This is a genomic window from Kolteria novifilia (assembly GCA_007748055.1).
Classification (GTDB): Bacteria; Planctomycetota; Planctomycetia; order Kolteriales; family Kolteriaceae; genus Kolteria; species Kolteria novifilia.
Map to the genome: position 1 here is coordinate 2,100,582 of CP036279.1, position 25,124 is coordinate 2,125,705.

Here is a 25,124-nt window from a genome sequence, read left to right on the forward strand (position 1 = left end):
TTTCACGATTCGCTGTGGGCCTCCGCCATCCATCGAGCCCGAAACTCCGCCCGGTCTGGGCAGCCGTATTTAACCCATCGCTCGAGGTCCGCGACCCGCCACCGCTTGCACCGGCCGAGATAGACCGGAGCCGGAACCCGGCCCCCTGCGTCCATGACCTTGAGGGTCGTCGGCGAGATGCTGAGCAGATCGGCCGCGTCCTTCAGGTCGACGAGTATTTGGGGAACGAGAGTTGGCGTACCGGTACTCACGACGCTACTCCCGCCGGCTCGGGTCGCTTGGCCGCTTTTTCGATTTCACGCGCAGTGCGAAGCAGAATCCGAAGCTGCTTGGCCTCGGTCTCGACTTCTCGCAGGCTGTGCGCGATGAGGTCTGATGGCGGGATTAGCGAGAGCGGGTCACGTTTATGACGTCGCTGGGACATTGAGTCTTTCCCTCCGCGAGAACAACAATGGTTGCCTGACGTTGGGAGAAGACTAACGAGAAGCTACTGAATGTGACTGAATTTTTACTTACTGTTTCTTCAGTATGATGTAATCTCGGTCTCTGGCGAGGGTTAAGTCGCTGGCTTCCTGTTTGATTTTGTCTCGAATCGCAGAGAGATGCTTGTCCAGAAGGTTCGCAGTGTTGGGGTTGTAGACTCTTTTCGGCCAGACCTTTTTGATCAAATCGATTGAGGATGCTCTAAGGCCACGCTCCTGTTCCATGAATGTAGCGACGATTTTCCCTTCGGTGCGAGTCAGCTTTTCGATGATCGGTGCTAGCAGTGTTTCGGATTCCTTGGTCTCGTATGTCTGGGCCGGCGGCCTTAAGGGTTCCACTTGAACACGCGGGAATGTGATCAGGTCTTCGTAGCTGCAATGGAAAGGGTCGACACCGTACTGAGCACCCACTTTGCGAAACTCAAGTTCGAGCCAGGCCGCGATATGGCGGACTGTTGACTCTTCCGGATACTCGCGGTCAAGTGTCAGGCAATACAGGGTTCGAAGCTCGCCCCGTTCGAGGTCATCGAGACCGGTGTTGACGATGTTGATCACCTCGTCGACGAACCTATGAACGGCTTCGTGGGCACTGGGAGCCGTGTTACCAAAGACAGTCCTCGGCTGATCCGAGACACCTGCAAAGATTGGATGAAATCGTTCGATGCCTTCGAACTCGTGAATGGTTCGATCAACGAACTCAGCCTCTTCGATCAACCGCTTCAGTCCCTCCTCGGCGCCTTTCCGAAGCTCGTGGGCTGTTGATGCATAGCGTGGCGCGACTTCGTGCCCCCATTGGTCTTTCTCGTTTCGCCGACGTGCTGTGTCTGCGGTTCGCTTGTTGTAGTCCACGCCATCCAGCAAGCCGCCTGCATGCATCGCTGCTTCTAAACACTTGGCGGATCCGACGAGCGATCGTCCAGCAACGGCCCAGTAGTGGAACAAAGTGGCTTCGGACCGCTTTGATGTCTTGTCATCCATGATGGCGCCTTTCTCATCTGGTTGGCCCGAGCGCGCCGGCGACGAAAGGCAACCCGCGCGGCGCCCGGACCGACGGTCGATGATCAGTCGACCGGATCAAGCATCGATTCTGTGGTTCACCGGGTCGTCTTGCAACCCCGACCGCGTCCACCTATTCTTGGGGTCCATGGCCCAAAGGTTATCATTGTCGACAACCAGGCGACACATGGAGTTCTGCATGGATCCGATCGGCTTGTGGTCTCTCTTCGCGACCGTAGCAATAGGAGTCCCCGGCCTTTGGTTCACGGCCGTCGCTTGGAAACGAAATCACCATTTCGTGTTGAAGGTTCGACACCTCAAAGCGTTCACCGAGTACCCACCGGGGCACGTCGTATTGTCACTCGTGGTACAGAACGTCGGGATCGACCTACGCGATCCCAAGGCGTTTCTCACGTTCCGAGAGATAGGCGGGAAGGCACGAGTCTCGGTGATCTTTGATCGTGATCCAAATGGGAGCAGCATCGTTGACACGTTGCACCGCGGCGAACGTCTCGAGTTTACCCTCACGTCAGATTCGCACCCAGGTGCGGCCTGCCGCGAACATCTCGAGGATCCGAACTCGCAAGAGGTCGCCATCGAGCTGTACTCCAAGGACCATCGCGTGGTTTCGATACCTGTTGGCGGCCAATCTGATTGCTGCAAGGCCGCTTGGAACCGACTAGTATCTCGTGCCTCGGGCTCCCTCTTTCAACAGCCTGGCCGAGAGGACATTGACCGGTACGCTTACTGGGTCTGCCGACTTACCCTTACCGATTACAGCGAGAAAGTTCGATTCTTTTGCAGGGTCAACCCCTAGACTCACACCAAGGTTCAACCAATGTGGCAATCGCGGCGCGTACATGCTCTGGCAAGAAGGGCCACGCTTTGATGACGCGCGCAAGGTCTTCATCCGGGCGTGGCCCCAAACATGGCACCACGTTTTCGTCAGTCGTCGCAAGTTGTTGATGTGTAAGCTGGTTAGGCGATTTGTCTTTTGGATTTAGGATCCAGTGGGGCAACCCGTGCAGGTTCAAGTCCTGTCTCTCGCATTTGGCTTCTCATGCCGTCCATGCGATCCCGTGATGGTCGTGGCGGATTCTCGTTCGTTCTCGCCTCGGCATGCCGCCTTCCAAAACCAGCTGATCGTGGGGACGTGAATTCGACGAGGTTCCGATTCGACGTCGGCGACGCTTCATGGTAACTTCATTCTGAGTGGATTCTCGCTTCCTAAAATCTAGGTTTCGCCGTCGTCGTTCTGGAATGGCGCCGCGTTGCCGAGAGCCCCTTCGTCCCGTTGGTTCTCGCGAAGGCCGCCAAACCGAATGAACTTCACTGCCGTCAAGGAGCAAGATTGGTGTTCCGTGAGAACCAACCCCTCGTGTCGAAGAACCGCAGCAACCTTTCGGCCGTTCCCAGCCTCGAGCCCTTGGAAGATCGAGCCGTCCCCGCGCAGGCCACTCCGGTCCTCATCGTGCCCGGGTTCATTGGTTCGTTTCCCTCGGTCGGAGACATTCCGAACTTCTCGTTCAATCGGGGGTTCGCGCCCGATGAGCTCTATCCCGCCTACATCGGCACCGGAACGTTCTCCCTCGACGGCGTCTACGACCAGTTGATTGAGACGTTCGAGGACCAGGGCTACACGAAGAACCAGGATCTCTTCGTCGCGACGTACGACTGGCGAATGCCGTTGGCACCCTTCGACGGCGAGTTCGATGGGCAACTGACGAACGTCACCGCCGACATGATCACCGATGGTGGCACGGAGTACCTCGCTCAGTACATCGGCTATTGGCTCGACCGAGTGGTCGAGGCCAATCCCGAAGCAACCGAGGTCGACATCGTCGCCCACAGCTTCGGCAATTTGGTGACGCGATCCTACATCCAGAGCGATGCTTACGGCGGAACCTATACCCGCGACGGCGAAACCAGAACCCTTCCGACCGTCCGCGACTACGTGCAGTTCGCCGGCCCTAACGAGGGGACGCCTCAGGTCTGGAACCTGTGGAATAACAACTTCTACGGCGACCTCACCACGCAGATCATGGCCTCGGCCATTCTGGGTACGACCTATCGACTGGTCGACATTCCCGTTATCGGGGCGTCGGTTTCCAATCCGGACGGAACCGTCATCGATCGCGACTCGATCCGCGATCCGGTCACCGGTCGCCCGAGCGAAACCCTCTTCGTGCAACAGTACGTCCCCGCGCTCAGTTCGCTGATGGCGACTTACGAGTTCCTGACGCTCGCTCCCGGCACCGACCCGGTCGACGTCAACGACACCATCGCCGCCAACAACGTCACGCTCGACATGAACGCCCTGTCGGCTCCCGGAACGAACCCGTGGGTATCGAACCTGACGGGGTTCGGGGCTCAGTTCGGAGTCACCGACACCACGCCCACCGGGGCGACCGCCGAGCAAGGCGTGGGGGGACTCGTCTTCCCCATCACGAACATCATTCCCAGAGCGACGAGACCGGGAGAGGACTACTTCAACACCACGTACACCTCGTACGATCCCACGACCATCGACCCGGTTGGCGACGGAACGCTCACCTTCCGGTCAATGTCGACCACGTTCCTCGGCGATCCGGACGTGGCGCTGAAGATTTGGTACGGCGAAGGATCGTTGCGGAACTCCGATGACTCCGTCGGTCACGTCGATCTCGTCTCCAACCCCGACGCGCTCGCGTGGATGCTCGAGCAGTTCGGCATGGGGGAGACGGCGGCGCTCGACACTCCCGCGACGGAAGAGGATCCCATCGAGGACTACTTCGGCCAGATCTTTCGCCAAGTCCTCGCTCGGGACGCCGATCACTCCGAACTGCAAGCCTACGCGGCGGAGTTCGAGGCCGGTCGCACCCGGAGCGAACTGGTGACGCAGATCGTGATGTCGGAGGAATCGATCGGCAACATCGTCGACATGAGCTACTTGACCATTCTGGGAAGAGCGTCGGACGCTCCCGGCCGCGCGGGCTGGATCGCCGCGATCCGCGACGGGATGTCAAAGGAAGAGTTCGAGGCGAGGATGCTCGCGTCGGAGGAGTATCGTGCCCGCTTCGAGAACGATCGCGACTGGCTGGCGAGTCTCTATTGGAACACGCTCGGTCGCTTGCCCGAGGAGGTGGAACTCGATTCGTGGAGTGAGGCTCTCGGACGCCAGGACTACGTGGCGATCACGACCTCCTTCATCGACAGCACCGAGTTCCTTATTGACGTCGCCCAAACGCTCTTTGACGATCAGTTGAGACGCGACGGATCACCGCTGGAGATCGACTTGCTCGCCACCGCGTTGAAAGAGGCGTTGGTCGACGAACTCGACGCGGCGATCGATATGCTCGCTTCGCCGGAGTCCTTCGCGCTTCGCTCCTGATGCCGACGGACATCACCGGTGGTCGCTGATGGGAGTCTTTCCGCGAGGCATCCCGACCAACTACGGTTCGTAGTCCGGATTGGGTTCGGTCGGGATGGGCGCGTGGAGGCGGGTCCGCCACTCGAGAAGCTTCTGGTGCATGGCCCGAGTCTTCTCGGGCATGGCTCGGGCGAGGTTCCGCGATTCGCCCGGGTCGTTCGCGAGATCGAAGAGTTCGAGCTCTCCCGTCTCGAACCACTCGATCAGCTTGTGGTCGCCGGCGCGGATCACGCTTGTCGGTTCGCATTGATGCCAGTAGCTCGGCGTGTGCCAATAGAGCGCGTCCCTATCGAGCGAGTCGGACTCTCCCCGTAACAATTCGACAAGACCGACGCCGTCGAGGGGATGATTCTTCGGGGGCGGCGACTGGGCGAGCTGTAGAAAGGTCGGGTAGAAGTCGGTCCCGATCACCGGGACGTCGCTGACCGATCCCCGCTTGATTCGCCCTGGCCAACGCACGATGAGCGGAACGCGAATCCCCCCTTCGTAGATCATCTGTTTTTCACCCCGAAGCGGAAGGTTGGACGTCACGCGTCCATGGCCTCCATTGTCAGAGAAGAAGAGAACCACGGTCTCGTCGGCGAGTTCCAGATCCTCGAGGCGGTCGAGCACCCTTCCCACACTCGTGTCGGTCTCTTTCACCATCGCGGCATAGGCCGGGTCGCGATGACGCATCTTCTCACGCTCGTCCGAGGGCAAAGTCTCGAGCTGGCGCGCATACGTTTCGATCGTCGCCGGATTCGCTTCGATCGGCAGGTGAACGGCGTGGTAGGAGAGCATGAGGAAAAAGGGCTCCTCCCGGCGCTCGCCGAGGAATTCGTTGGCCAGGGTCGTGATGCGCGGCGTGAGCTTCGGGTTCGTCCCGGGACCGTTCTTCTCTTGGGGTTGCCACCGCGGGGGAAGGATGTGGGTGACGTCAAAGTCGGACTGGTTCTTCGACTGGCCGTGATGCCATTTGCCGATGAAGCCGGTGCGGTATCCGGCGGCCTTCAGGGCTTCCGGCAAGGTGACCAGCCGCCGTCTCAGTCCCGGTTTGTTGGGGATCGGGATGAGCTTCGATCGCTTGAGCAGACGACGGTACTCCTCGGAGAACTCCGCCGCGCGCGGACTGGCGATGTTGTAGATCCCGTGCCTGGGCGTGTACTGTCCGGTCATGAGGCAGGCCCGGCTCGGCATGCAATTGGCGGCGTTCGCGTAGGCCTGGGTGAAGCGCATCCCCTCGTCGGCGAGCCGGTCGATGTGCGGGGTTTCGTAGAGATCGCTGCCTTGACAGCCGAGGTCGGTCCAACCGAGATCGTCGATGAGGAAGAGGAGGATGTTGGGCCGCGGGTCGGGCTTCGTCTCCGTTGAGGGGGCGAGACCGAGCGACGCGATCGCGACGAGGGCGGCAAGATAGTTCATGGTCGTTACGCGAGGATCTCCTTGACGACGTGGCCGTGAACATCCGTCAAACGGAAGTCGCGCCCGCCGTAGCGATAGGTGAGTTTCTCGTGGTCGAGCCCGAGTAGGTGAAGGATCGTGGCGTGGTAGTCGTGGACGTGGACGGGGTTGGCGACGATCTCATTGCCGATGTCGTCGGTCTCGCCATGGACGACGCCACCGCGAACGCCGCCGCCGGCGAGCCAACAGGAGAAAGCCGATTTGTGGTGGGCGCGGTTCTTCGCGCCAGGCTTGCCGTCTTGATTCCACGGGGTTCGTCCGAACTCGGTGCAGAAGACGAGTAGGGTCTCGTCCCAGAGCCCGCGTTGCTGTAGGTCCTGGATCAGCGCCGCCACCGGTTGGTCGACGATCTTGGCGTAGTCGGCGTGAAGATCCATGCTGCGGTGGGCGGTGTCCCAGTTGTCCTGACAATTGCCGACGGAGTCGACGATCTCGACGAACCGCACGCCGTTCTCGATCAGCCGCCGAGCCATGATGCACTGGGCGCCGTAGCTGGTCGTGTCACCTTCCTCGATCCCGTAGAGATTACGGGTGGCTTTGCTTTCCTTGGTGAGGTCGAGCACCTCGGGCGCGGTTCGTTGCAAGCCGTGGGCCGCCTCGAAGGTTTCCATGCGACCGGCGAGTTGTTGGTCGGCCCCGCCGCGACGCTTGAGGTGTCGGACGTTGATCCAACGAAGCAGGTCGAGTTCGCGCTCTTGTCGATCCGCGGAGGTGATCGGCGAAAGGTGTTCGATCGGCTTGGAGCCGGGTACGACGCGAAGCCCGCGATGACGCGGCGGGAGGAAGCTGGAGTCGAACGGTTGCGTCGCTTTGTAGGGGAGTTCCGGTGCGATGACGACATGACCGGGCAGGTTGGGGTTGTCGGTCCCGAGGGCGTAGCTTAGCCAAGCGCCGATCCCGGGCATCGTGGTCGCGGTCGATCCGGTGTGGATCTGAAGGGTCGCCTCGCCGTGCTGGTTGTGGTCGGCGTGCATCGAGCGGATGAGCGCGACATGGTGCATCTGCTCGCGCAGGTGAGGGAAGAGGTCGCTGATCTCGGTCCCGCAGTGCCGATTGGGGCGGAACTTCCACAGGGGAGCCTTGAGGATGCGTTGTTGGCGTTTGGCCGTGCCGCTGTCGGGTTCGGTCCCTTCGCCGATGGCTTGGTCGTGATCGCGGATCAGCCGCGGTTTCGGATCGAAAGTGTCGACGTGGGAGTAGGCGCCGGTCATGTAGAGAAAGATGACATGCTTCGCCGAAGCCGGATGGTGGGCGATGCTCGCTCGGGCGGACAAGGGAGCGCCGACGACAGCCGAGGCGGAGGCGGCGAGGAAGGTTCGACGATCGAGCATGGTACACCTCAGTCGATGAAGAGAAACTCGTTTCCGCTCAGGAGCACGCGGCAGAATCCGGTCATGGCCTCGAGGGAGGCGCCGCGCTCGCCCGCGGCTTCCAGGCGTAGGCGGTAGTCGCGGAGAAATGCCTGGAACCTCTCGAGTTCGGCCTCGTTGGGGTCGCGTCCCCAGGCATCGCGCACGGCGGCCCGGACGCGTTCTCGAGGGGATGGGTACTCGGCGAGCAAGCGTTTGGCGAATGCCTCGGCGCGCTTCTGGACCCAGGGTGCGTTCATGAAGTAGAGGGCTTGCGTCGAGGTGTTCGACGTCGTCCGCTTCGAGGTCGACTGATTGCGATCGGGACCGTCGAAGAGGCCGAGGATCGGGTGTTTGTTGAGTCGGGCGACGAGCTGGTAGCAGCTACGGTGGAAGTTGGGATAGAACTTGTCAAAGGGGTAGTTGAGCGTGTACTGCCGATAGAAGCCGCCGTTGAGATGCGTGAAGGGATGTTCCCTCGCCGGATCGAGCACGAGTTCGCCGGAAGCATGGAGCATCGCGTCGCGGATCGACTCCGCATCGAGCCGGCGACGGGAGAAATGCGACAATAGCCGGTTGTCCGGATCGACTTGTTCGGCACGCTCGGAAACGAGGGAACTCTGCTGGTAGGTACGACTAAGCAGGATCCGTCGATGGAGCTTCTTCAGCGACCAGTCGTCTTCGTGGACAAATTTCCACGCGAGCCAGTCGAGCAGCTCCGGATGCGTCGGGGCTTCGCCAAGTTTCCCGAAGTTGTCCGGGGTACGCACCAGCCCTTCGCCGAAGTGCCACTGCCAGACGCGATTGACGAAGACCCGCGCGGTCAGGGTGTTGGCGGGATCGGTGAGCCAGTCGGCTAGCTCGCGGCGACCCGATTCTCCCTCGCCGGGAACGGGATTGGACCCCGCCACGATCTCGAGCACTCCACGCGGCACGGTCGAGCCAAGCCGTTCGGGGTTGCCGAAGCGATGGAGCCGGGCGTCGTCGGGGTTGGGCTGATCGACAACGCCAAAGACCATCTCCGTTTCGGGTGGGTTCCGAAGCAGCCTCGCCCACTCCTCACGCGGCCACCTCAGCCCGTGTTCGAACGCTTCGCGAAGAAGCTCGTTTCGCTTCAGGAATTGCTCGAGGCTCTCTTCATCGCCGGAACTCTTCAGTCGCTGGTACTCCTCGAACAGTTTCTTCGCGGCGGGTGACCCGGCCCGGCCGGCGACGCGATGCATTCGCTGCACCCGGGCCCAGTAATCATCGATCCGTGATTGATCATGCTCGTTGTGGGAGACCGCGACGAGACGTTGCGGCATGCGATCGGTCGCATTGCCCGCCGTGGGATAGCGGGTGCTCTCGAACATGCCGTAGAGCCCGTAGTAGTCAGTCGCGGGGATGGGGTCGAACTTGTGATTGTGGCAGCGGGCGCAGCGAAGCGTCAGGCCGAGCATGCCGCGTCCGAAGGCATCGATCGTGTCCTCGATCACCAAGTGATCGTTGCCCTCGGTGAACTGGCCGAACCTCCGCGAGAGGGCAATGAAACCGGTGGCGATATGTTGATCCCGGAAGCGATCTGGGTCGGATTCTCCATGGGCCAGCAAGTCGCCGGCGATCTGCCAACGGAGAAAATCGTCGATCGGCAAGTCCTCGGCGATCGCGCGATAGACCCAGTTGCGATACTTCCAGGCCCAGGGGATCGGATAGTCCGCCACGTCGCCCTGCGTGTCGGCATACCGGGCGACGTCGAGCCAGTGCCGTCCCCAGCGTTCGCCGTAGTGGGGCGAGCCGAGGAGGCGGTCGATGAGCTTCGCGGTCGCCTCGGGCGAATCGTCGCGCATGTAGCTTGCGACCTCGCGCGGCGTCGGTGGAAGCCCGGTCAGATTGAAAAAGAGCCGACGCAGCAACGCGAGCCGGCTCGACTCGTCGGCGGGGGAGAGTCCCCGCTCGCGCATCCGTTCGAGGACAAAGTGATCGATGTCGTTCCTCGGCCAGTCCGAACCGGTCTTGGGGACCGGCGGACGTTCGAGAGGCTGAAACGACCAAAAGGCTCGATCATCCTCGGTGATATGCGAGGCGGTGCGTGCGGCTTGATCGGCTCCGGGCCACGGAGCCCCCATCTCGATCCAGCGTTCGAGCGCCGCGATCTCCTTGGCGGGGAGTCGTTCGTCTGGCGGCATCTGGAAGTCGTCGTTCTTGTAGCGGATCGCCTCGACGAGCAGGCTGGCGTCCGGCTTGCCCGCGACCAACGCCGGTTCGCCGGAATCCCCACCCTTGAGCACGTGGTCGAACGAATCGAGTCGTAGCCCGCCTTCGGTGTAATCCTCGCTATGACAGTCGAAACATCGATTGGCGAGCAGGGGGCGAATGTGATTCTCGAAGTACTCCAGACCCGCGGCATCTTGTGGCTTGGGTGCTTTCGAACTCGAAGCTGCCCGTTTCGGCGGCTCGGCACCGAGAGACGCCGCGTGCGCGATCGCGAGCACGATGGTCGCGGCCGTGAGGGAAAGCGGAATACAAGCGGCCGTGAGGGAAAGCGGAATACGAGCGGCCGTGAGGGAAAGCGGAATACGAAAGCGCGTCGAATCCATGGCAATGTCCCGCGGACTGTCAAGGAGCAAGCTGGTGGGAGAGGAACGAATCGCTCTCGCCTCGTTCATCTTCTTGGTCATGCAAGCGGCAGGTTGGTGACCGCCTAAGTGGACGGTCTGGTCGGTGACCACCGTCACGCAAGAGCGGGGAATTCACGAGGCGGGCCACGGGCCTACCTTGCGAAGAAGGCGGAAGGTGACATCGTCACGCGAGGGCGGAGACGTCACAAGGGTTACGTGGGGCAACCCCCGTTTTGACGAGCGGAGCCACCCGGTTGTGTTGGTGGGCGCCTTGAGACTGGCCCACCCAACGTGGTAGCCGATCCTAGCAACCCTGGATGGTTCGATTCAAGCAGAATTCGTGAAGTTCGCTGGAAGAGTCTGGTTCGAGTTTGCTTGCTGAAAACGATTGTGCATCTCTCGCGGCGACGAGAAGGCGCCCGCGGGCCGCCGAACGATGTCGCGTGAAATCAGAAACGCCCATCGACTCGGTGTCGCTCACTCGGGGGAAGGGGGACGCGGCGGAGGATCCGCGGGTGGGTTCTCGATCGCCTGTTCGGGAGGGGAGATCGGATCGAGTCGCGGCTTGAAGTAGAGTTCCTCGGCGCGGACGTTGGCGAGTTCGTCGATTTGGGCGAGGGTGAGATTGTCGTTCGTGATGCGCTCGACCAGTTCGGCCACTTCCTGTTCCGTCGGGCCGGGATGAGGGAAGGGAACCGGGACGTCGGTCTCCTCGACGATCATCTCCTGGACGGTGCGAGGGACTCGCACTTCGATGGGGACGACTGTCTCCTTGCCGGTGTCGGGATCGACGACGGTCTTGTGGCGTTTCTCGACGGAGAAGACCGTTCGGTTGACGATCCGCTCGCGCGGCTGCTGTTGGTAGGACCACTTCGGGCCGAAGACGGCGACGGCGGCGTAGAGGACCTTCGCCTTTTGCGGGGAGACCCCCGAGCAGCGGCACGCGTCGTGAAACATCCGGTGGACGTCGTCGTGCGGGCGAATCTTGTCGACGCAAGCGACGTCGTGGATCACCGACGCGTCGCGATACTCGCCGGCGAAGGGGGAGCCGATCACGCTCCAGAACTCGCGCGGGATGGAGGCGCCGTTGACGACCGAGCCGGAAGGGGCGAGCCAGACGCGCTCGCTCGCGTCGACGTAGGTGAAGTCCTGTTGGAGGGTCATGTCGCGACCGCCGCTGTTCCACTCGGTCGTGACGTCGCCGACGTAGTACCCGTAGGGACGGTCCTCGTCGATCGCGAAGGGAGGAAAGAGCCAGCCTGCCACGTACCCGATGCCGACGAGGGCGATCATCAGGATGACCAGGCGGGCCATCTTCATCGCGAGATCCTCATGGAGGTCAACATCAATGGACGATCCGCCCATGGGGCGATCGAGGCTCGCTCCGTCGCCACCGCTAAGACCTGGGAGCCGACATTGGGGTGAACTTCGGCAACTGTCCTGATCGGCAAGTTCGCTACATTGAATCTCGGCCCTCAGGTCGTGCGGAAGATTGCCCAATCATAGGCGTGTCCCGCATGCCCACGACGAGCGTGGGCCTCTCTGCATGCCCACGACGAGCGTGGGCCTCTCTGCATGCCCACGACGAGCGTGGGCATGTGTCACCCAAGAGCCTTTTCGTTAATGAACGAACCAATCAGGAGCCTAGTGCTCTGGTCCAAGTGAACGTTCGCGTTGGTACCGGCCTAACCTCTTGGCACTGGTTGACAAGCAGCCAGTGGCACTCGAAAATCGAGATGGGCCGGTGCACTAGCGAGGTCGCATGAGGTTTGTCGGGATGCCCATGCGCGAGAGAATGCCATCGTTGAGAAGGATCTCGGCATCCTCGATCGTGAAGTTGATCTGGTCGCCGTCAACGAGATGGGCGATCATGCCGACGGAGGGATCCTCGCTGCTCCTGGCGGCCATGTTGCGCAGGGGGATCACGACGTTTTCGATCTCCTCGGAGTGCTCCTCGAAGTAGACGAGGACCGGGTCGGTGGCCTGTTCGAATCCGAAAAGTTGGCTGTCCATGTGATGGCGCTCCCTTGCCGCCGACGCTCGCGGCAAAGCATCCGATGTCGCCGTCCTTGCTTCCCCTGGGACGTGATCCGCTCGCCTCCAACCTCGTGGCGACGAGCGCGCCGCTGTCACCGATTCCAGGACGGTCGACTGTTCAGTGGGAAAGTGACAACAAACGTTAGAATAGGGCCAATCCCTATCCGCCGTCATTAGGGAAAACCCTAGCGCCGGGAAGGAATTCCGGGATGATTTGGGATCATTTCGACACCATGTTGCACCATAGGATGGGCAACGTGCATGCCTGGGAGTCACCGTCTTGCGGGAGGGGGGGAAACGACGCCGGTCAGCATCAGCATGCCCAGCACCACGATCCCGATCCCCAGCAGGATGTAGAAGATCCGGGCGCCGAATCGGCCGAACAACGCGACCAGGGCCCACGCCCGTGGGCTATTCATGAACCAGTTCCAGTCGAGCACTCCGGCCATCACCGCCAGCAGCCCGAACACGATCGTGACGATACCGAGTGGATTGATGGAATGCTCCTCGTTCATGAACGTCACTCGCGCGGAGTTCGTATCTCTTTCATCGATGAGGCATGACTATAGTAACCGAAGGGAAGTTGGGACAGCCAATGGCGGAAGATAGCGAACGGACCACCACGCAGCCGGCGATCGAGACGCTACTCGCGGAGCATCCCGTGCTCATGTTCGACGGCGTCTGCCATCTTTGCCAGGGGTCGGTCAAGTTCATCGTCAAACGCGATCCCGGGGAACGCTTTCGTTTCGTCTCGCTTCAGTCCGACCTCGGCCGTCGTCTCCTGGTTGAGCATGGCCTCGATCCCGACCAACTCTCCTCGGTCGTGCTCCTCTGGAATGGCGTCTGTTCCACCAAGTCGACCGCGGCGCTTCGGGTCGCGGGTCTGTTGCGATGCCCCTTCCCGCTGCTGGGAGTCTTTTGGATCTTGCCGCGATTCGTGCGCGATGCCGTCTACTCGTTGATCGCGCGCAACCGCTACCGCTGGTTCGGGCGCGACGATGCCTGCATGGTGCCCACGCCGGAGCTCCGCTCGCGGTTTCTCGACACCTAGCGGCCGACTTGGTGTCTCGACACCCGCGACGTTGGCGATTCCCACCTCCATGCTTCCGCCAATTCTTCGCGCCAACTTCATTCGGTCGCGGACAACTTGACGAGTTTGACCCTGGCGGGATCCGAGCGGGAAGCGATTGACTGGTTGCTTTCGACCTCGGCGGAGTTCCGCACCACCGACTTCTTCACGGGGTAGCGGGACGTCGCGTTCTCTCGGCACGAGCCTGATCCGTCGCCAGGCTCGTGAACTCCCTTCTCTCTTCGTGACACCTGGTCGTCACTTCTCTTCCGGCTTCAGGTGTTGCTTGAGAAAGCTGATCTGATCGGGTTGCTTGGCGTCCTTGGTCCCGCGATGCTTGAGGACGTACTCGACACCGACGTCGTCGAGCTTCTGGGAAAGGCCGAGGCCAAGGTTCGCCGAGTGAACCGGATCCTTCACCGCCTGGCCCATCTTCGGCTCATCGACGAAATAGAGATAGACCGGCGGATCGTCGCTCGTGGCGAGTTCGTAGGGAGAAAACTCCTTGATCCACGGCATGAGCTCCTCCCGCTTGTCGAGAAAGGTCTGGAAGTTCGGCAGGTTGAACGCGTGGGGACCGTAGTGAAACGTTGGCAGCCATTCGCGAAGTTGCTTCGGGTCGAGCGATGTCTGCGGACCACGGACGACGGCACAACTCAGTCGGGTCGATTCGCGCGAGATCGGATCATCGCTCTTCGGATCGGCCATTTCCGGGTGAAAGGCGAGCCAAAGACTCGTAAACCCCCCCGCCGAACTGCCGCAGGCGCCAATGCGCGTCTTGTCGATGTTCCACTCGTCGGCCTTGCTGCGCACGAACTGCAACGCCCGCGCCGCGTCGTCCAGACAGTACTTCACCGGCGGCTGCGACGTGTCTTCCTTGACATCGGGGATCAGTCGGTAGTTGGTCGAGACGACCGAGATTCCATTCTTGAGGCATTGGTCGAGGAACAACACCCTCGCTTTGTCGCCTCCCCGCCAACCGCCACCATGCACGAAGAAGAGCACGGGTGTCGGCTCGTCCGACTCGGCTTGGTAAAAGTCGAGCTGCTGCTTCGGATGCGGGCCGTAGGGGACGTTAGCCTTGGTCGGTGTCGGCTTGCTAGCGGCGCAGGCGGGGGAGATGATTCCGAGGGTCACCGAAAGCCCGAGGAGTAATCCGAAACGACGAACCGTATCGACCATGGGGAGGTTCCTTGGTATGGGATTGGGTAGGTGGTTGGGAGCGTGGGGACTCGAGCCAACTCTCTCGCGAGCGGCCGTCGGAAGACGCCGGACAACCGGTCAAGGGCGAGCATAGCGGCGCCGAGCGAAACGTACCACCGGTACTCGCGACGATTTCCCACGCTGGCCAAGTTCGGGCCGCCGGGCTATACCCGTAGGCTTCGCGAGCTCGCAGGAAAAGGGCCAACCCGTCCGCCACGGCATGGTAGGCTGACTTGCTCGATGTCTCACCCCAACAAGGAGCCAACCCCGTGGGCCGATGTGTTCTCTGCGCCGTGACGCTCGTTGTCGCGTTCCATCATTCCTCCCTCCCAACGGCCCATGCCGAGAAGGCCGACAACAAGGCCAAACCCGCCCAGTGGCGCGGCTACGAGCAACGGCGTTTCCCGATCGGCGATCGCCAGGGCTACGTCGTCTTCCCCAAAGAGGCGGCCCCCGGCAATCCCTGGGTGTGGCGGGCACGCTTTCCGAACTTTCACGCCGAGATGGACGAGATCCTGCTTTCGAAGGGATTCCACGTTGGCTACGTCGACGTCGCGAACCTCTACGGCAGTCCCAAGGCGATGGCGATCGGCGACCAGTTCTACAAATACGTGACCAAGGAGTTCGGCCTCGCGCCGCGGCCTTGCCTCGAGGGGGTCAGTCGCGGCGGGCTCTTCGTTTACAACTGGGCGGCGGATCATCCCGACAAAGTCGCGTGCATCTACTGCGACACGCCGGTGTGCGACTTCAAGAGTTGGCCGGGCGGATTCGGAAAGGGCGTCGGTTCTCCCAAGGACTGGGAGCGATGCCTCGCCGCCCACGCGCTGAGTGAGTCCGAGGCGAAGACGACCAAACGCCTTCCGATCGAACGAGCCAAGACGATCGCCGAGGCGAAGATACCGGTGATGCACATCGTCTCGCTCAACGACGTGGTCGTTCCCCCCGCCGAGAACACCGACCGCGTTCGCCAGACGCTTCGCGATCACGGCCACGACCTCGAGTTGATCGTGGTGGAAGAAGGGACCGAGAAGTCAAAGGGCCATCACTTCGATCATCCCGATCCCCAGCGCGTCGTCGACTTCATCATGAAGCACGCCGGCGTGAAGTGACATTGTGTCGTCATCATTCGGTCCCTTCGCCCGAGTAGGGTGGGCCTGTGGCCCGATGGGCGACGTCGGTTGGATGGTGAATGTGTGTAGCCGGGTAAGGTGGCTCTCGACCCGCCAGCGTCGATTCCCGGTGACGACTACGCCGCCGGGTAGGTAGGGTGGGCCTGAGGCCCAACAACTTCGAGTTGCCATCGCGACGAAGGTAGTGGACAATTCCGGGACGGCAACGCCATTGGCCAACACCGCCCAGGGGCGGGCGGTGAACCCTAAAAAACTGGAAACGCCATCTCCAAACCCCCTCACGGGGGTTGGCTGTCCTTGAGGACCGCAACGCCTTGGACACGCAAATCGTTCTCGAAACCGAACGCTTGATCCTGCGGCCGTTCGTCGAGTCGGACGCCGAGAGCCTCCACCGGGTCTTCTCCGACCCCGTGGCCATGAAGCACTATCCGTCGCCCCTGGACCTCGAGGGGACCCGTGCCTGGATCGAGCGGAATCAAAAGCGCTACGAGGAGGACGGGGTCGGGCTTTGGGCGATGGTTCGCAAGGTGACCGGATCGGTCATCGGCGATTGCGGCCTGACGATCCAGTCGGTTGAGGGCACCGGAGAACTCGAGATCGGGTTCCACGTCCTGCGAACCCTCTGGGGCCGAGGATTCGCGACCGAAGCGGCAACGGCTTGCCGCGACTACGCCTTCGAGGTCCTCGAGCGCGATCGCGTCATCAGTTGGATGTGCCCGCGGAACATCCCCTCCCGTTACGTCGCCGAGCGGATTGGGATGAGTTTCGAGAAAGAGGTCATCAACGCAACCGGCGCCGAGCGCGTTGTCTACGCGCTCTCCCGAGAACAATGGGGGCGTTTGACAGCCGAACGCTCCACGGATGCGTGCGACAACGTCCTCAACCTGTGACTCACCTTCTTCGCGCCGAGAACCTATCGGCTCATGGCAACGATTCGGTTCCATGGCGACAGGAACGATGGTCGAACCCATTCAGGGTTCGGAATTCACTCTCGTTCGTTACCCAGCGTGCGCTGCGCGACGCTGGGCTGTGATGTGGCATACCTTCGGCATGCTCGGAGTTGATCGAGACAAAGTCGGCTGTCTCTACGGCAACGCCGTTGGACAACACAGCCCAAGGTCGCGCAGCACACGTTGGGCTGTGATGTGGCATCCCTTCGGCATGCTCGGAGTTGATCGAGACAAAGTCGGCTGTCTCTACGGCAACGCCGTTAGACATCACAGCCCAAGGTCGCGCAGCACACGTTGGGTTGTGATGTGGCATACCTTCGGCATGCTCGGAGTTGATCGAGACAAAGTCGGCTGTCTCTACGGCAACGCCGTTAGACATCACAGCCCAAGGTCGCGCAGGACACGTTGGGCTGTGATGTGGCATCCCTTCGGCATGCTCGGAGTTGATCGAGACAAAGTCGGCTGTCTCTACGGCAACGCCGTTGGACAACACAGCCCAAGGTCGCGCAGCGCACCTTGGGTTGGGATTGCGCTGTCTCTACGGCAACGCCGTTAGACATCACAGCCCAAGGTCGCGCAGCGCACCTTGGGTTGGGATTGACGGTGGGTCCGAACCCTGAATGGGTTCGACTGGAGCCGGCCCTTGTCGTGACGTGATGGCTTGCTACCTCCGTTCAAAGAGGACGCGTTCTTTCTTCGTGGCGGGGTCGATGGCGGTGATCTTGGTGACGCGGGGATTGGCCTTGAGAGCGGGAAGCTCGACTGCTTCCCAGGTGTTGCCGGGACGAAGATCGTTGCCAAGAACGACGCGGACATGGCCCGACGCCCCACGCGAGAAGTCGACCGAGAGAGCCTTCCACTTCTTGATCGACTCGGGATCGTTCGGATTCCAGTTCGGTTCCTTCAACCCCTTGGCCTTCATGAGCTGATCGATGGTGATGCCTCCCATCGCGATGGCCATCTCCGGGGCAACCTTCTCCGCATAGACACCGCCAGTTCGGCCCGACCAGAAGAAGGCGGTGTTCGGTTTCGTGACCAGCTCGTTGCGAACGAGCTCCTTGGTCGCGTGGGCTTCCGCTGAAGGAGTCTCGGCGGAGGGATCGATTGCCGCCTGCGTTGGGGGGCAGAGGGTGGGTTCGGCGACAGGCTCCGCGCCGAGCGAGCGGGAGATCGAGCACGTCCCCGTGCCGGCGACGAGGAACCATCCCAAGAGAGCAAGCGGCATGGCGCGACGAGCCAGAGCCTTCATGTTGTGATCCTTGTACGGCCAACCGATTCAAACGTGCCGCCGAAGACGTTGGGTGGGCGACCCGACGCACGAGCCTATCGCAAACGCCTTCCCAAGGAGAAGGGGAATTCGATCGCGATCCCATGGAGCCCGAACAAGAGACTTCCGTTGGGCTGGGGAGGTTGGTTTTGCTATCTTCGACGGTGCAAGGGGCTGGGAACCGCGCCATGAAGGCGAATGAGGAAACTCCTCCAAGAGAGCCCCTTCGGGAGGCCCCCTCTATCTCCCGAGCCAAGCCCTTTAGGGATGGCTTGGCGACCTGGGCTCGACAAGGGGGAGCAAATGAGGCTTCCCTTGGCCTTGTATCCACGACTTACCGACGATGAAGGGAACGATAGACCCATGGACACCGCCCCCTTTCCGATCACCGAGGACCCGGAGACGAACTGTGTGATCGTCGGCGGTGGACCCGCCGGCATGGTGCTGGCGTTGTTGCTCGCCAAGGACGGCGTGCCGGTCACCCTTCTGGAATCCCACAAAGACTTCGACCGTGACTTTCGCGGCGACACCGTCCATCCTTCGACGATGGAGATGCTCGATGGACTGGGACTCGCCGACAAGCTGCTCGAGCTGCCGCACACGCGGCTGCACCGGATGCAGTTCATGACCGACGGCTCGCCCGTGGTCGTGGCCGACTTCGACAGTCTCAAGACGAAGTTTCCCTACATCGCGCTCATTCCCCAAGTGAAGCTGCTCGACTTCCTCGCCGAGGAGATCGCGAAGTACCCGCACGCCACCATCCGCATGGGGGCGAACGTTCGGGAGTTGATTCGCGACGGCGACGTCTATCGGGGAGTTCGCTATCGGACCGGGGACGGTTGGCACGAGCAACTCGCGCCGCTGACCGTTTGTGCCGATGGACGCCACTCGACGACCCGCAAGGAGGTCGGCTTCGAGCAAAAGAAGTCCGCGCCGCCGATGGACGTCCTCTGGTTCAAGCTGCCGAAGAAGGAGGGTGACAAGACCGCCGACGAGGGAACCTTCAGGGTTGGCGCCGGCCACTTGATGGTGGTGCTCGACCGAGGCGACTACACCCAACTCGCCCTCTTAATCAAGAAGGGTGGCTTCCACGAGATCAAGGAGAAGGGGATCGAGAACTTCCGCGAAGTCGTCGCCGGCATCGTGCCGGAGCTGGCCGATCGGACCGAAGCGATCTCCTCCTGGTCGGACGTCGCGGTCTTGCTGGTGGAGGCGGGGATCTTGCCGAAGTGGCACCTCCCCGGACTTCTCTTCATCGGCGACGCTGCCCATACGATGTCACCGGTCGGCGGGGTCGGTATCAACTACGCGATCCAGGACGCGGTCGAGACCGCCAACCAGGTGGCCAAGCCGCTCTTCGAGGGGAACCTCGAGGAGTCGCACCTGGCGAAGGTTCAGCACGAACGGCAGTTCGCGGTCCGCTTCATTCAGAAGGTCCAGTCGACGATCCAGCGGCGGATCCTGGCGCCGGCGCTCGATCCGGACAAGCCGTTCCATCTGCCGTGGATCACGCGATTCCCGGGCTTCAAGCAGATGACCGCGCGGGTGCTCGCGTACGGCATTCACGTCTCGCGGTTCAAGGAAGTCCACGCGTCGGACGTTTCGACGTAAGGAAGGGACTTGTTAAGCGAGCGCGTCGATGTCGGTCAGTTTGGAGCGATTTCGACGCGTTTTCGCGTCACTTTCGGTCCGGTACTCGACCATTTCGCGTCGATTTCGCGCAAAAGTGCCCCCATTTCCATCACCGATCTTTTCCGAAACTTCTTCTCAACGTTCTGTCATTTTTTGACGATCCGTCATATAGTCAGGTCATGAAGAGTTCACCGCTCACGCGCAAGCAACGAGAGATCCAGGAGCGACAGGAGAAGATCCTCGACGTCTCGCGGACGATGCTGCGCGAGGGGGGATACCACGGCTTGAACATGGACCGTATCGCCGCGGAACTCGAGTACTCGAAAGGGACGATCTACGGGCACTTCTCCTGCAAGGAGGAGATCATCATCGCGCTGGCGATCCAGACGATGGAGAAGCGGATGGAACTCTTCCGTCGCGCGGCCCTCTTTCGGGGGAGTTCGCGCGAGCGGATGACGGCGATCGGATTGGCGGTGGAGTTGTTCGTGTTGCTCTACCCGGACCACTTCATGGTCGAGCGAATCATTCGCACCGAGTCGATTTGGCTGAAAACGTCGGAAGAACGCCGAACAGCGACCAATCACTTTGAGAACGATTGCTTCGGGATCGTCGGCGGCGTGGTCCGTGATGGGATCACGCGTGGCGAGCTGGTACTACCCGACGGGATGTCGGTGGAGGATTTGGTCTTCGGGCTGTGGGCGCTCAGTCATGGGGCGTATACGATCATGACGACCAATGATCAGTTGGTGGTGCAGGGGGTTCGAGAGCCGTTGGACGCGACGCGACGCAACTACGCGATGATCCTCGATGGAGCCCAGTGGCGGCCCCTTTCGAGCGAGCACGACTACGCGGCGGTGTATCGTCAGATCGCCCAGGAGATTTTTCCCGATGAGTGCCGACGTGCCAACCGCGGCTAAGCCGCGTTTTTTTGCCCATGAATTGACGTCTCGTCATAATTTAACCAAACGTTCACTCTTGGCGATCGCGGTCGTCGTCGCCGGGTCCTGTTTGGCATGGGTCGCCATCGCCAAGGAGGAGCAACCTGAGTCCATCAAAGAGGTTGCGCGTGCGGTGCCCGTCGGGGTGACCGAGCTGGAGGAGGTCGAGGAGTACACCAGCCACCGCTTCTTCACCGGGACCTTCGTCGCTCAACGCCGGGCGGCGCTCGCCTTTGAACGCTCGGCGAAGCTGATCGAAGTCTTCGTCGACCAGGGGGATTCGATCGCGAAGGGACAGCCGATCGCGCGGTTGGATTGTCGCAACCTCGAGGCGCACCTGCGGGAGATGCTGGCCAGGCACAAGCAAGTTCGCGCGGAGCTCGAGGAGCTTCGGCATGGCCCCCGGAAGGAAACGATCGCCGCCGCCAAGGCCGAAGTCGCCGATCTGAAGGCCCAATGGGAACTGCAAAAGGTCAATCACCAGCGCCACGAGGCCCTCTTTCGTCGGGGCTCGGAGTCGCGGGAGGCTTTCGACGAGTCCACCTTCGGCTTGGCTTCCTTAAGAGCCCGCTACGAGGCCGCTCACTTTCGACTCGAGGAACTCGAGGAGGGAACTCGCGCGGAGAAGCTCGCCGCGCAGGAGGCCGTCGTTGAACAGCTCGCCGCCACGATCGAGGACATTCGCATCGACATCGAGGACAGCACCCTCGTGGCTCCCTTCGCGGGCACGATCGCGACGCGTCATGTCGACGAGGGCGAGTTGGTCTCGCCGCAAACGGCGATCGTTTCGCTCGTGGAGGATGCCGACCTCGAGTTCCACGTGGGGCTGCCCGCGGGACTCGCGTCCCAGGTCGTTGTCGGCCAGCCCTATGACATCGTCGCGGGTGGTGAGACGCACCGCTCTTACGCCGACGCCCTGTCGCCGGAACTCGACATGACGACGCGGACGCGAACGTGTGTCTTTGTCCTGGAGCCGCTCGAGTCGCGGACGTTGGTGCCTGGCCAGATCGGCCGGATCGAATTAGAGGAGCGGGTCGAGGCCGAGGGATTTTGGCTTCCGACCGATTCTCTTGCTCGAGGGACGCGCGGCTTGTGGTCGGTGTTCGCGGTTGTCGACGACGCCCACGACGTCGAGAGGGTCGAGTCGCGCGATGTCGAGATTCTCCATACCGAAGGAGAACGCGTTCTCGTCCGCGGCACGATCGAGGCCGGGGATCGCGTTGTCGAGGGAGGGGCGCATCGCCTGGTTCCCGGTCAGCAGGTGCGCTCGTCGCGTTAGGGGTTCGTCCAAGGTCGACGCGCGGGGAGTGGGCCCTTCTCGGTTCGCACTGACTGACGAGCAGCCAGTGGTACCCAAGAGTTGTTCGGCAACGGACTGCTAGCCAATCTAGATCCTGGGGTCGGTTCGAATTCCATGTAGGGAAGGAAGCCATGTTCGACGCCTTCTATCGCCGCCCCCGACTGCTCGTTCTGGCGCTTGGCCTGATCGTCGTCGCGGGGCTCTCCTCCTTCTACGTGCTTCCTCGGATGGAAGATCCCAACATCGCCGAGCGGATCGCGCTGGTGAACACGGTCTTTCCCGGAGCCGACGCCGAGCGAGTCGAATCGCTGGTGACCGAGAAGCTCGAGGAGGAACTCGAGGAGATCGAGGAGATCCGCGAACTTCGCTCGTTCTCTCGACCGGGGATCTCGACGATCTCGGTTCGTCTCCAGCCCTACGTGAGGCGCGATCAAGTCGACGAAGTCTGGTCGCGGGTTCGCGACAAGCTCACCGACGCGGAGCCGAACCTTCCGCCCGGAGTCCTCAAACCGAGATTCGACCGCGTGAGGACCAAGGCGTACGCCACGATCGTCGCCTTGGTGTGGGAGCTTCCCGGTGACCCCAACTACGCGATTCTGCGACGAGAAACCGAGGAGATGAAGAGTGTTCTGCGAGCCGTTCCAGGGACGGAGGATATCGACACGTTCGGCGATCCCGAGGAAGAAATTCGCGTCACGATCGACCAAGCTCAACTCGCGATGCTTGGGATGACGACGCGAGACCTTTCTCGGCAGATCATCGCCAGCGACGCCAAGGTCGCCGCCGGCGCCTTCCGGGCGGGGAAGGAGCAACTCCTTCTGGAGGTCGAGGGAGAACTCGACTCGCTGCAGCGCGTCGCTCGGACGCCGATCCACTTCGGCGCTCAAGGGCAGCTCGTGCAATTGGACGACGTCGCCGAAGTGACCAAGGGGATCACCGACCCGCCCAGCAGTCTCGCTCTTATCGGTGGACGTCCGGCGATCGCGCTGGGGGCGGTCGTCCTGAACAGCAAACGGATCGACCATTGGGCGACAGCCAGCAACGCGGCCCTCGAGCGATTCCGCGAGCGGCTCCCACGCGGCGTCGCGATGGTCAAGGTCTTCGAGCAGAACGACTATGTCGCAACCCGCCTTTCCAACCTCTTTCTCAACCTGTTGATGGGAGGGGTGGCGGTCGTCGGCGTCATCCTCGTCATGATGGGTTGGCGTGACGCCCTGATCGTCGGGTCGGCGCTGCCGTTGACGTCGCTGATGGTGCTGACGGGCATGCGAATCCTCGAAGTCCCGATGCATCAGATGTCGATCACGGGCCTGATCATCGCGCTGGGACTCTTGATCGACAATGCGATCGTGGTCGTCGACGAAGTCGGAGGGAAACTCAAGGAGGGACGGTCGCCCAGCGATGCGGTCTCGTCGAGTGGGCGCCATCTCGCGATTCCGCTCTTCGGGTCGACACTGACGACCGCGTTGGCGTTCGCTCCCTTGGCGTTGATGCCCGGGCCCACGGGGGAGTTTGTCGGCTCGATCGCGATCAGCGTCGTGCTCGCGATCTTCAGCTCGCTCTTTCTGGCGATGACGATCATTCCCGCCCTGACCGCGTGGACCTACCCCACCTCTCACGGCGGGTTGGCCAAAGGCTGGTGGCGAACGGGACTGGAGTGGCCGGTGGCCGCGCGTTGGTATCGAAAGACGTTGACGCTCTTCTACCGGCGGCCGCTCTTGGGGATCGTGGTTTCGTTGACGCTTCCGATCGTCGGGTTCGCGAACGCTCGCCACCTGCCCGAGCAGTTCTTCCCGCAATCGGATCGCGATCAGTTTCAGGTCGAGCTGGAGCTCCCCAGTCAGACGCCCCTCACGCAGACGGTGGAGACGGTCCTGGCGATTCGCGAGAAGCTCCTCGACCATCCTCAGATCACGCAAGTCGATTGGTTTCTCGGACGCAGTGCGCTCTCCTTCTACTACAACGTGATCCCGCGCAAGTTCGGAACGTCGCACTTCGCCCAAGCGATGGTGACGCTCAAGTCCGCCGAGGGGACCGACAAGCTCGTCAGGGAAATGCAGGAGACGATCGACCGTTCATTCCCCCAAGCGCGGACGCTGTTGCGCAAGCTCGAGCAGGGGCCACCCTTCGATGCGCCGATCGAGGTTCGCCTCTTCGGGCCCGATGTCGAGACCCTGCGGGACTTGGGCGACCGCGTGCGGCAGCTACTCGCGGGCATCCCCAACGTGGTGCATACCAAGTCGGATCTCGGTGAAACGATGCCGAAGCTCTCGTTGAAGGTCGACGAGGATGAAGCTCGATTGGCCGGGCTCGACAACACCGCGATCGCGTCCCAGCTCGAGTCGACCCTCGAAGGGGCGGTGGGAGGCTCGATCTTCGAGGCGACCGAGGAGTTGCCGGTTCGGGTTCGGGTCTCGGACGCGGAGCGAGCCGATCTCGACCGGATCGCGTCCCTCGACTTGATGTCGAGGACTCCCTCGCGGGCGGGGCGAGGTCGGGTTCCGCTCGCGGCGCTGGCCAACTTCGAGCTGGTACCGGAAATCGCGGTGATGCCTCGCTTGAACCGCCGTCGGATGAACGAAGTGAAAGCCTACCTGAAGGCCGGAGTACTTCCCTCGACCGTGTTGGCCAACTTTCGCGAGGCCATGCGACGGGAAGGGTTCACCTTGCCGCCAGGCTACCAGCTCGCCTTCGGCGGCGAAGCCGATGAACGCGACGATGCCGTCGGGAACCTGATGGCCAGCGTCGGCGTGCTGGTCATGCTCATGGCCGCGACGTTGGTCCTGACCTTTCAATCCTTTCGACTCGCGGGCCTGGTCGGTGTGGTGGCGGTGCTCTCGATCGGGCTTGGGCTCGGAGCGCTCTGGCAGTTCGGCTACCCTTTCGGCTTCATGGCGATCATCGGGACGATGGGGCTGGCGGGGGTCGCGATCAACGACGCGATCGTGGTGCTCGCCGCGATTCGCGAGGACGGCGCCGCTCGCACGGGCGATGTCGAGGCGATGGTCGGCGTTGTCGCTCACTCGACGCGTCACATCGTCGCCACCTCGCTGACGACGATGGTGGGGTTCCTGCCGCTGATTCTCGACGGTGGGATGTTCTGGCCACCGTTGGCGGTCTCGATCGCCGGCGGCGTGGGGGGAGCGACGATCCTGGCGTTGATCCTCGTTCCGGCGACCTACGTCTTGTTGATGGGGTGCCGACGCCCGGTGGAGGCGACCGCCCGCGAGGTCGCGGACGATGCGGCGGCGGTCTCGTCGACGTCGCCGCGCCTCCTGGGAGCGACGTAGGGCTTGTCATTGAGTTGACCACGGGGGGGGCCGAG

The 25,124-nt window shown here is 62.0% G+C and carries 18 protein-coding genes; 8 read left to right on the top strand and 10 right to left on the bottom strand.

From position 1 onward, the window contains the following. Window positions 1-2 precede the first annotated feature (2 nt). Together Pan216_RS07770 and Pan216_RS07775 are read right to left on the bottom strand one after the other, a co-directional pair. The gene (locus Pan216_RS07770) at window positions 3-251 is read right to left on the bottom strand and encodes a helix-turn-helix transcriptional regulator (protein WP_145257127.1); all 249 of its coding nucleotides are present in this window, start codon (window positions 249-251) and stop codon (window positions 3-5) included. A gap of 261 nt (window positions 252-512) precedes the next feature. Further along, a complete protein-coding gene (locus tag Pan216_RS07775; RefSeq protein ID WP_145257130.1) occupies window positions 513-1,460 on the bottom strand; it encodes a hypothetical protein in 948 nt (315 codons plus the stop codon). A 1,372-nt stretch (window positions 1,461-2,832) separates the two neighbouring features. Here Pan216_RS07775 and Pan216_RS07780 point away from each other — a divergent pair. Further along, on the top strand, window positions 2,833-4,848 hold the full coding sequence (locus Pan216_RS07780) for an esterase/lipase family protein (protein WP_145257133.1): 2,016 nt from the start codon (window positions 2,833-2,835) through the stop codon (window positions 4,846-4,848). A 60-nt stretch (window positions 4,849-4,908) separates the two neighbouring features. On the opposite strand, the gene Pan216_RS07785 is transcribed toward Pan216_RS07780, so the two are convergent. The 6 genes from Pan216_RS07785 to Pan216_RS07810 all read right to left on the bottom strand — a co-directional run bounded on the left by Pan216_RS07785 (window position 4,909) and on the right by Pan216_RS07810 (window position 12,825). Next, entirely contained in the window at window positions 4,909-6,288 is a 1,380-nt protein-coding gene (locus Pan216_RS07785) for a sulfatase (RefSeq protein WP_145257136.1), read from the bottom strand. 5 nt (window positions 6,289-6,293) lie between these two features. Further along, window positions 6,294-7,658 carry a DUF1501 domain-containing protein gene (locus tag Pan216_RS07790; protein WP_145257139.1) on the bottom strand — a complete coding sequence of 455 codons (1,365 nt, stop codon included), beginning with the start codon at window positions 7,656-7,658 and terminating at the stop codon, window positions 6,294-6,296. An 8-nt stretch (window positions 7,659-7,666) separates the two neighbouring features. Then, a complete protein-coding gene (locus Pan216_RS07795; RefSeq protein ID WP_419193382.1) occupies window positions 7,667-10,252 on the bottom strand; it encodes a PSD1 and planctomycete cytochrome C domain-containing protein in 2,586 nt (861 codons plus the stop codon). 498 nt (window positions 10,253-10,750) lie between these two features. Continuing rightward, complete coding sequence (locus Pan216_RS07800) at window positions 10,751-11,593, bottom strand: DUF1353 domain-containing protein (protein WP_419193383.1); 843 nt, start codon at window positions 11,591-11,593, stop codon at window positions 10,751-10,753. 429 nt (window positions 11,594-12,022) lie between these two features. Beyond that, window positions 12,023-12,286, bottom strand: a complete 264-nt coding sequence (locus Pan216_RS07805) for a hypothetical protein (RefSeq protein ID WP_145257146.1) — start codon at window positions 12,284-12,286, stop codon at window positions 12,023-12,025. Window positions 12,287-12,582: 296 nt separating this feature from the next. Then, window positions 12,583-12,825 carry an immunity 17 family protein gene (locus Pan216_RS07810; protein ID WP_145257149.1) on the bottom strand — a complete coding sequence of 81 codons (243 nt, stop codon included), beginning with the start codon at window positions 12,823-12,825 and terminating at the stop codon, window positions 12,583-12,585. Window positions 12,826-12,905: 80 nt separating this feature from the next. On the opposite strand from Pan216_RS07810, the gene Pan216_RS07815 reads away from it, so the two are divergent. Beyond that, window positions 12,906-13,361 (top strand): thiol-disulfide oxidoreductase DCC family protein, encoded by a 456-nt coding sequence (locus tag Pan216_RS07815; protein WP_145257152.1) that lies wholly within the window; start codon window positions 12,906-12,908, stop codon window positions 13,359-13,361. A gap of 276 nt (window positions 13,362-13,637) precedes the next feature. Here the strand turns inward: Pan216_RS07815 and Pan216_RS07820 are convergent, their stop codons facing one another. Further along, window positions 13,638-14,561, bottom strand: coding sequence for an alpha/beta hydrolase fold domain-containing protein (locus Pan216_RS07820; protein WP_145257154.1), 924 nt, complete (start codon window positions 14,559-14,561; stop codon window positions 13,638-13,640). 290 nt (window positions 14,562-14,851) lie between these two features. On the opposite strand from Pan216_RS07820, the gene Pan216_RS07825 reads away from it, so the two are divergent. Then, window positions 14,852-15,691: an alpha/beta hydrolase family protein gene (locus tag Pan216_RS07825; protein WP_145257157.1), complete on the top strand. Its 840-nt coding sequence runs from the start codon at window positions 14,852-14,854 to the stop codon at window positions 15,689-15,691. Between the two features lie 335 nt (window positions 15,692-16,026). Then, window positions 16,027-16,602 carry a GNAT family N-acetyltransferase gene (locus tag Pan216_RS07830; protein ID WP_419193384.1) on the top strand — a complete coding sequence of 192 codons (576 nt, stop codon included), beginning with the start codon at window positions 16,027-16,029 and terminating at the stop codon, window positions 16,600-16,602. Window positions 16,603-17,326: 724 nt separating this feature from the next. Here Pan216_RS07830 and Pan216_RS07835 read toward each other — a convergent pair. Beyond that, window positions 17,327-17,911, bottom strand: coding sequence for a hypothetical protein (locus tag Pan216_RS07835; RefSeq protein ID WP_145257160.1), 585 nt, complete (start codon window positions 17,909-17,911; stop codon window positions 17,327-17,329). A gap of 381 nt (window positions 17,912-18,292) precedes the next feature. Between Pan216_RS07835 and Pan216_RS07840 the strand changes: the two genes are divergently transcribed. The 4 genes from Pan216_RS07840 to Pan216_RS07855 all read left to right on the top strand — a co-directional run bounded on the left by Pan216_RS07840 (window position 18,293) and on the right by Pan216_RS07855 (window position 25,089). Continuing rightward, window positions 18,293-19,540 (top strand): FAD-dependent oxidoreductase, encoded by a 1,248-nt coding sequence (locus Pan216_RS07840; protein WP_145257163.1) that lies wholly within the window; start codon window positions 18,293-18,295, stop codon window positions 19,538-19,540. 200 nt (window positions 19,541-19,740) lie between these two features. Beyond that, on the top strand, window positions 19,741-20,478 hold the full coding sequence (locus Pan216_RS07845; protein ID WP_145257166.1) for a TetR/AcrR family transcriptional regulator: 738 nt from the start codon (window positions 19,741-19,743) through the stop codon (window positions 20,476-20,478). Between the two features lie 58 nt (window positions 20,479-20,536). Further along, complete coding sequence (locus Pan216_RS07850) at window positions 20,537-21,778, top strand: efflux RND transporter periplasmic adaptor subunit (RefSeq protein ID WP_419193385.1); 1,242 nt, start codon at window positions 20,537-20,539, stop codon at window positions 21,776-21,778. Between the two features lie 152 nt (window positions 21,779-21,930). Then, window positions 21,931-25,089, top strand: a complete 3,159-nt coding sequence (locus Pan216_RS07855; RefSeq protein WP_145257172.1) for an efflux RND transporter permease subunit — start codon at window positions 21,931-21,933, stop codon at window positions 25,087-25,089. Window positions 25,090-25,124: the final 35 nt, after the last annotated feature.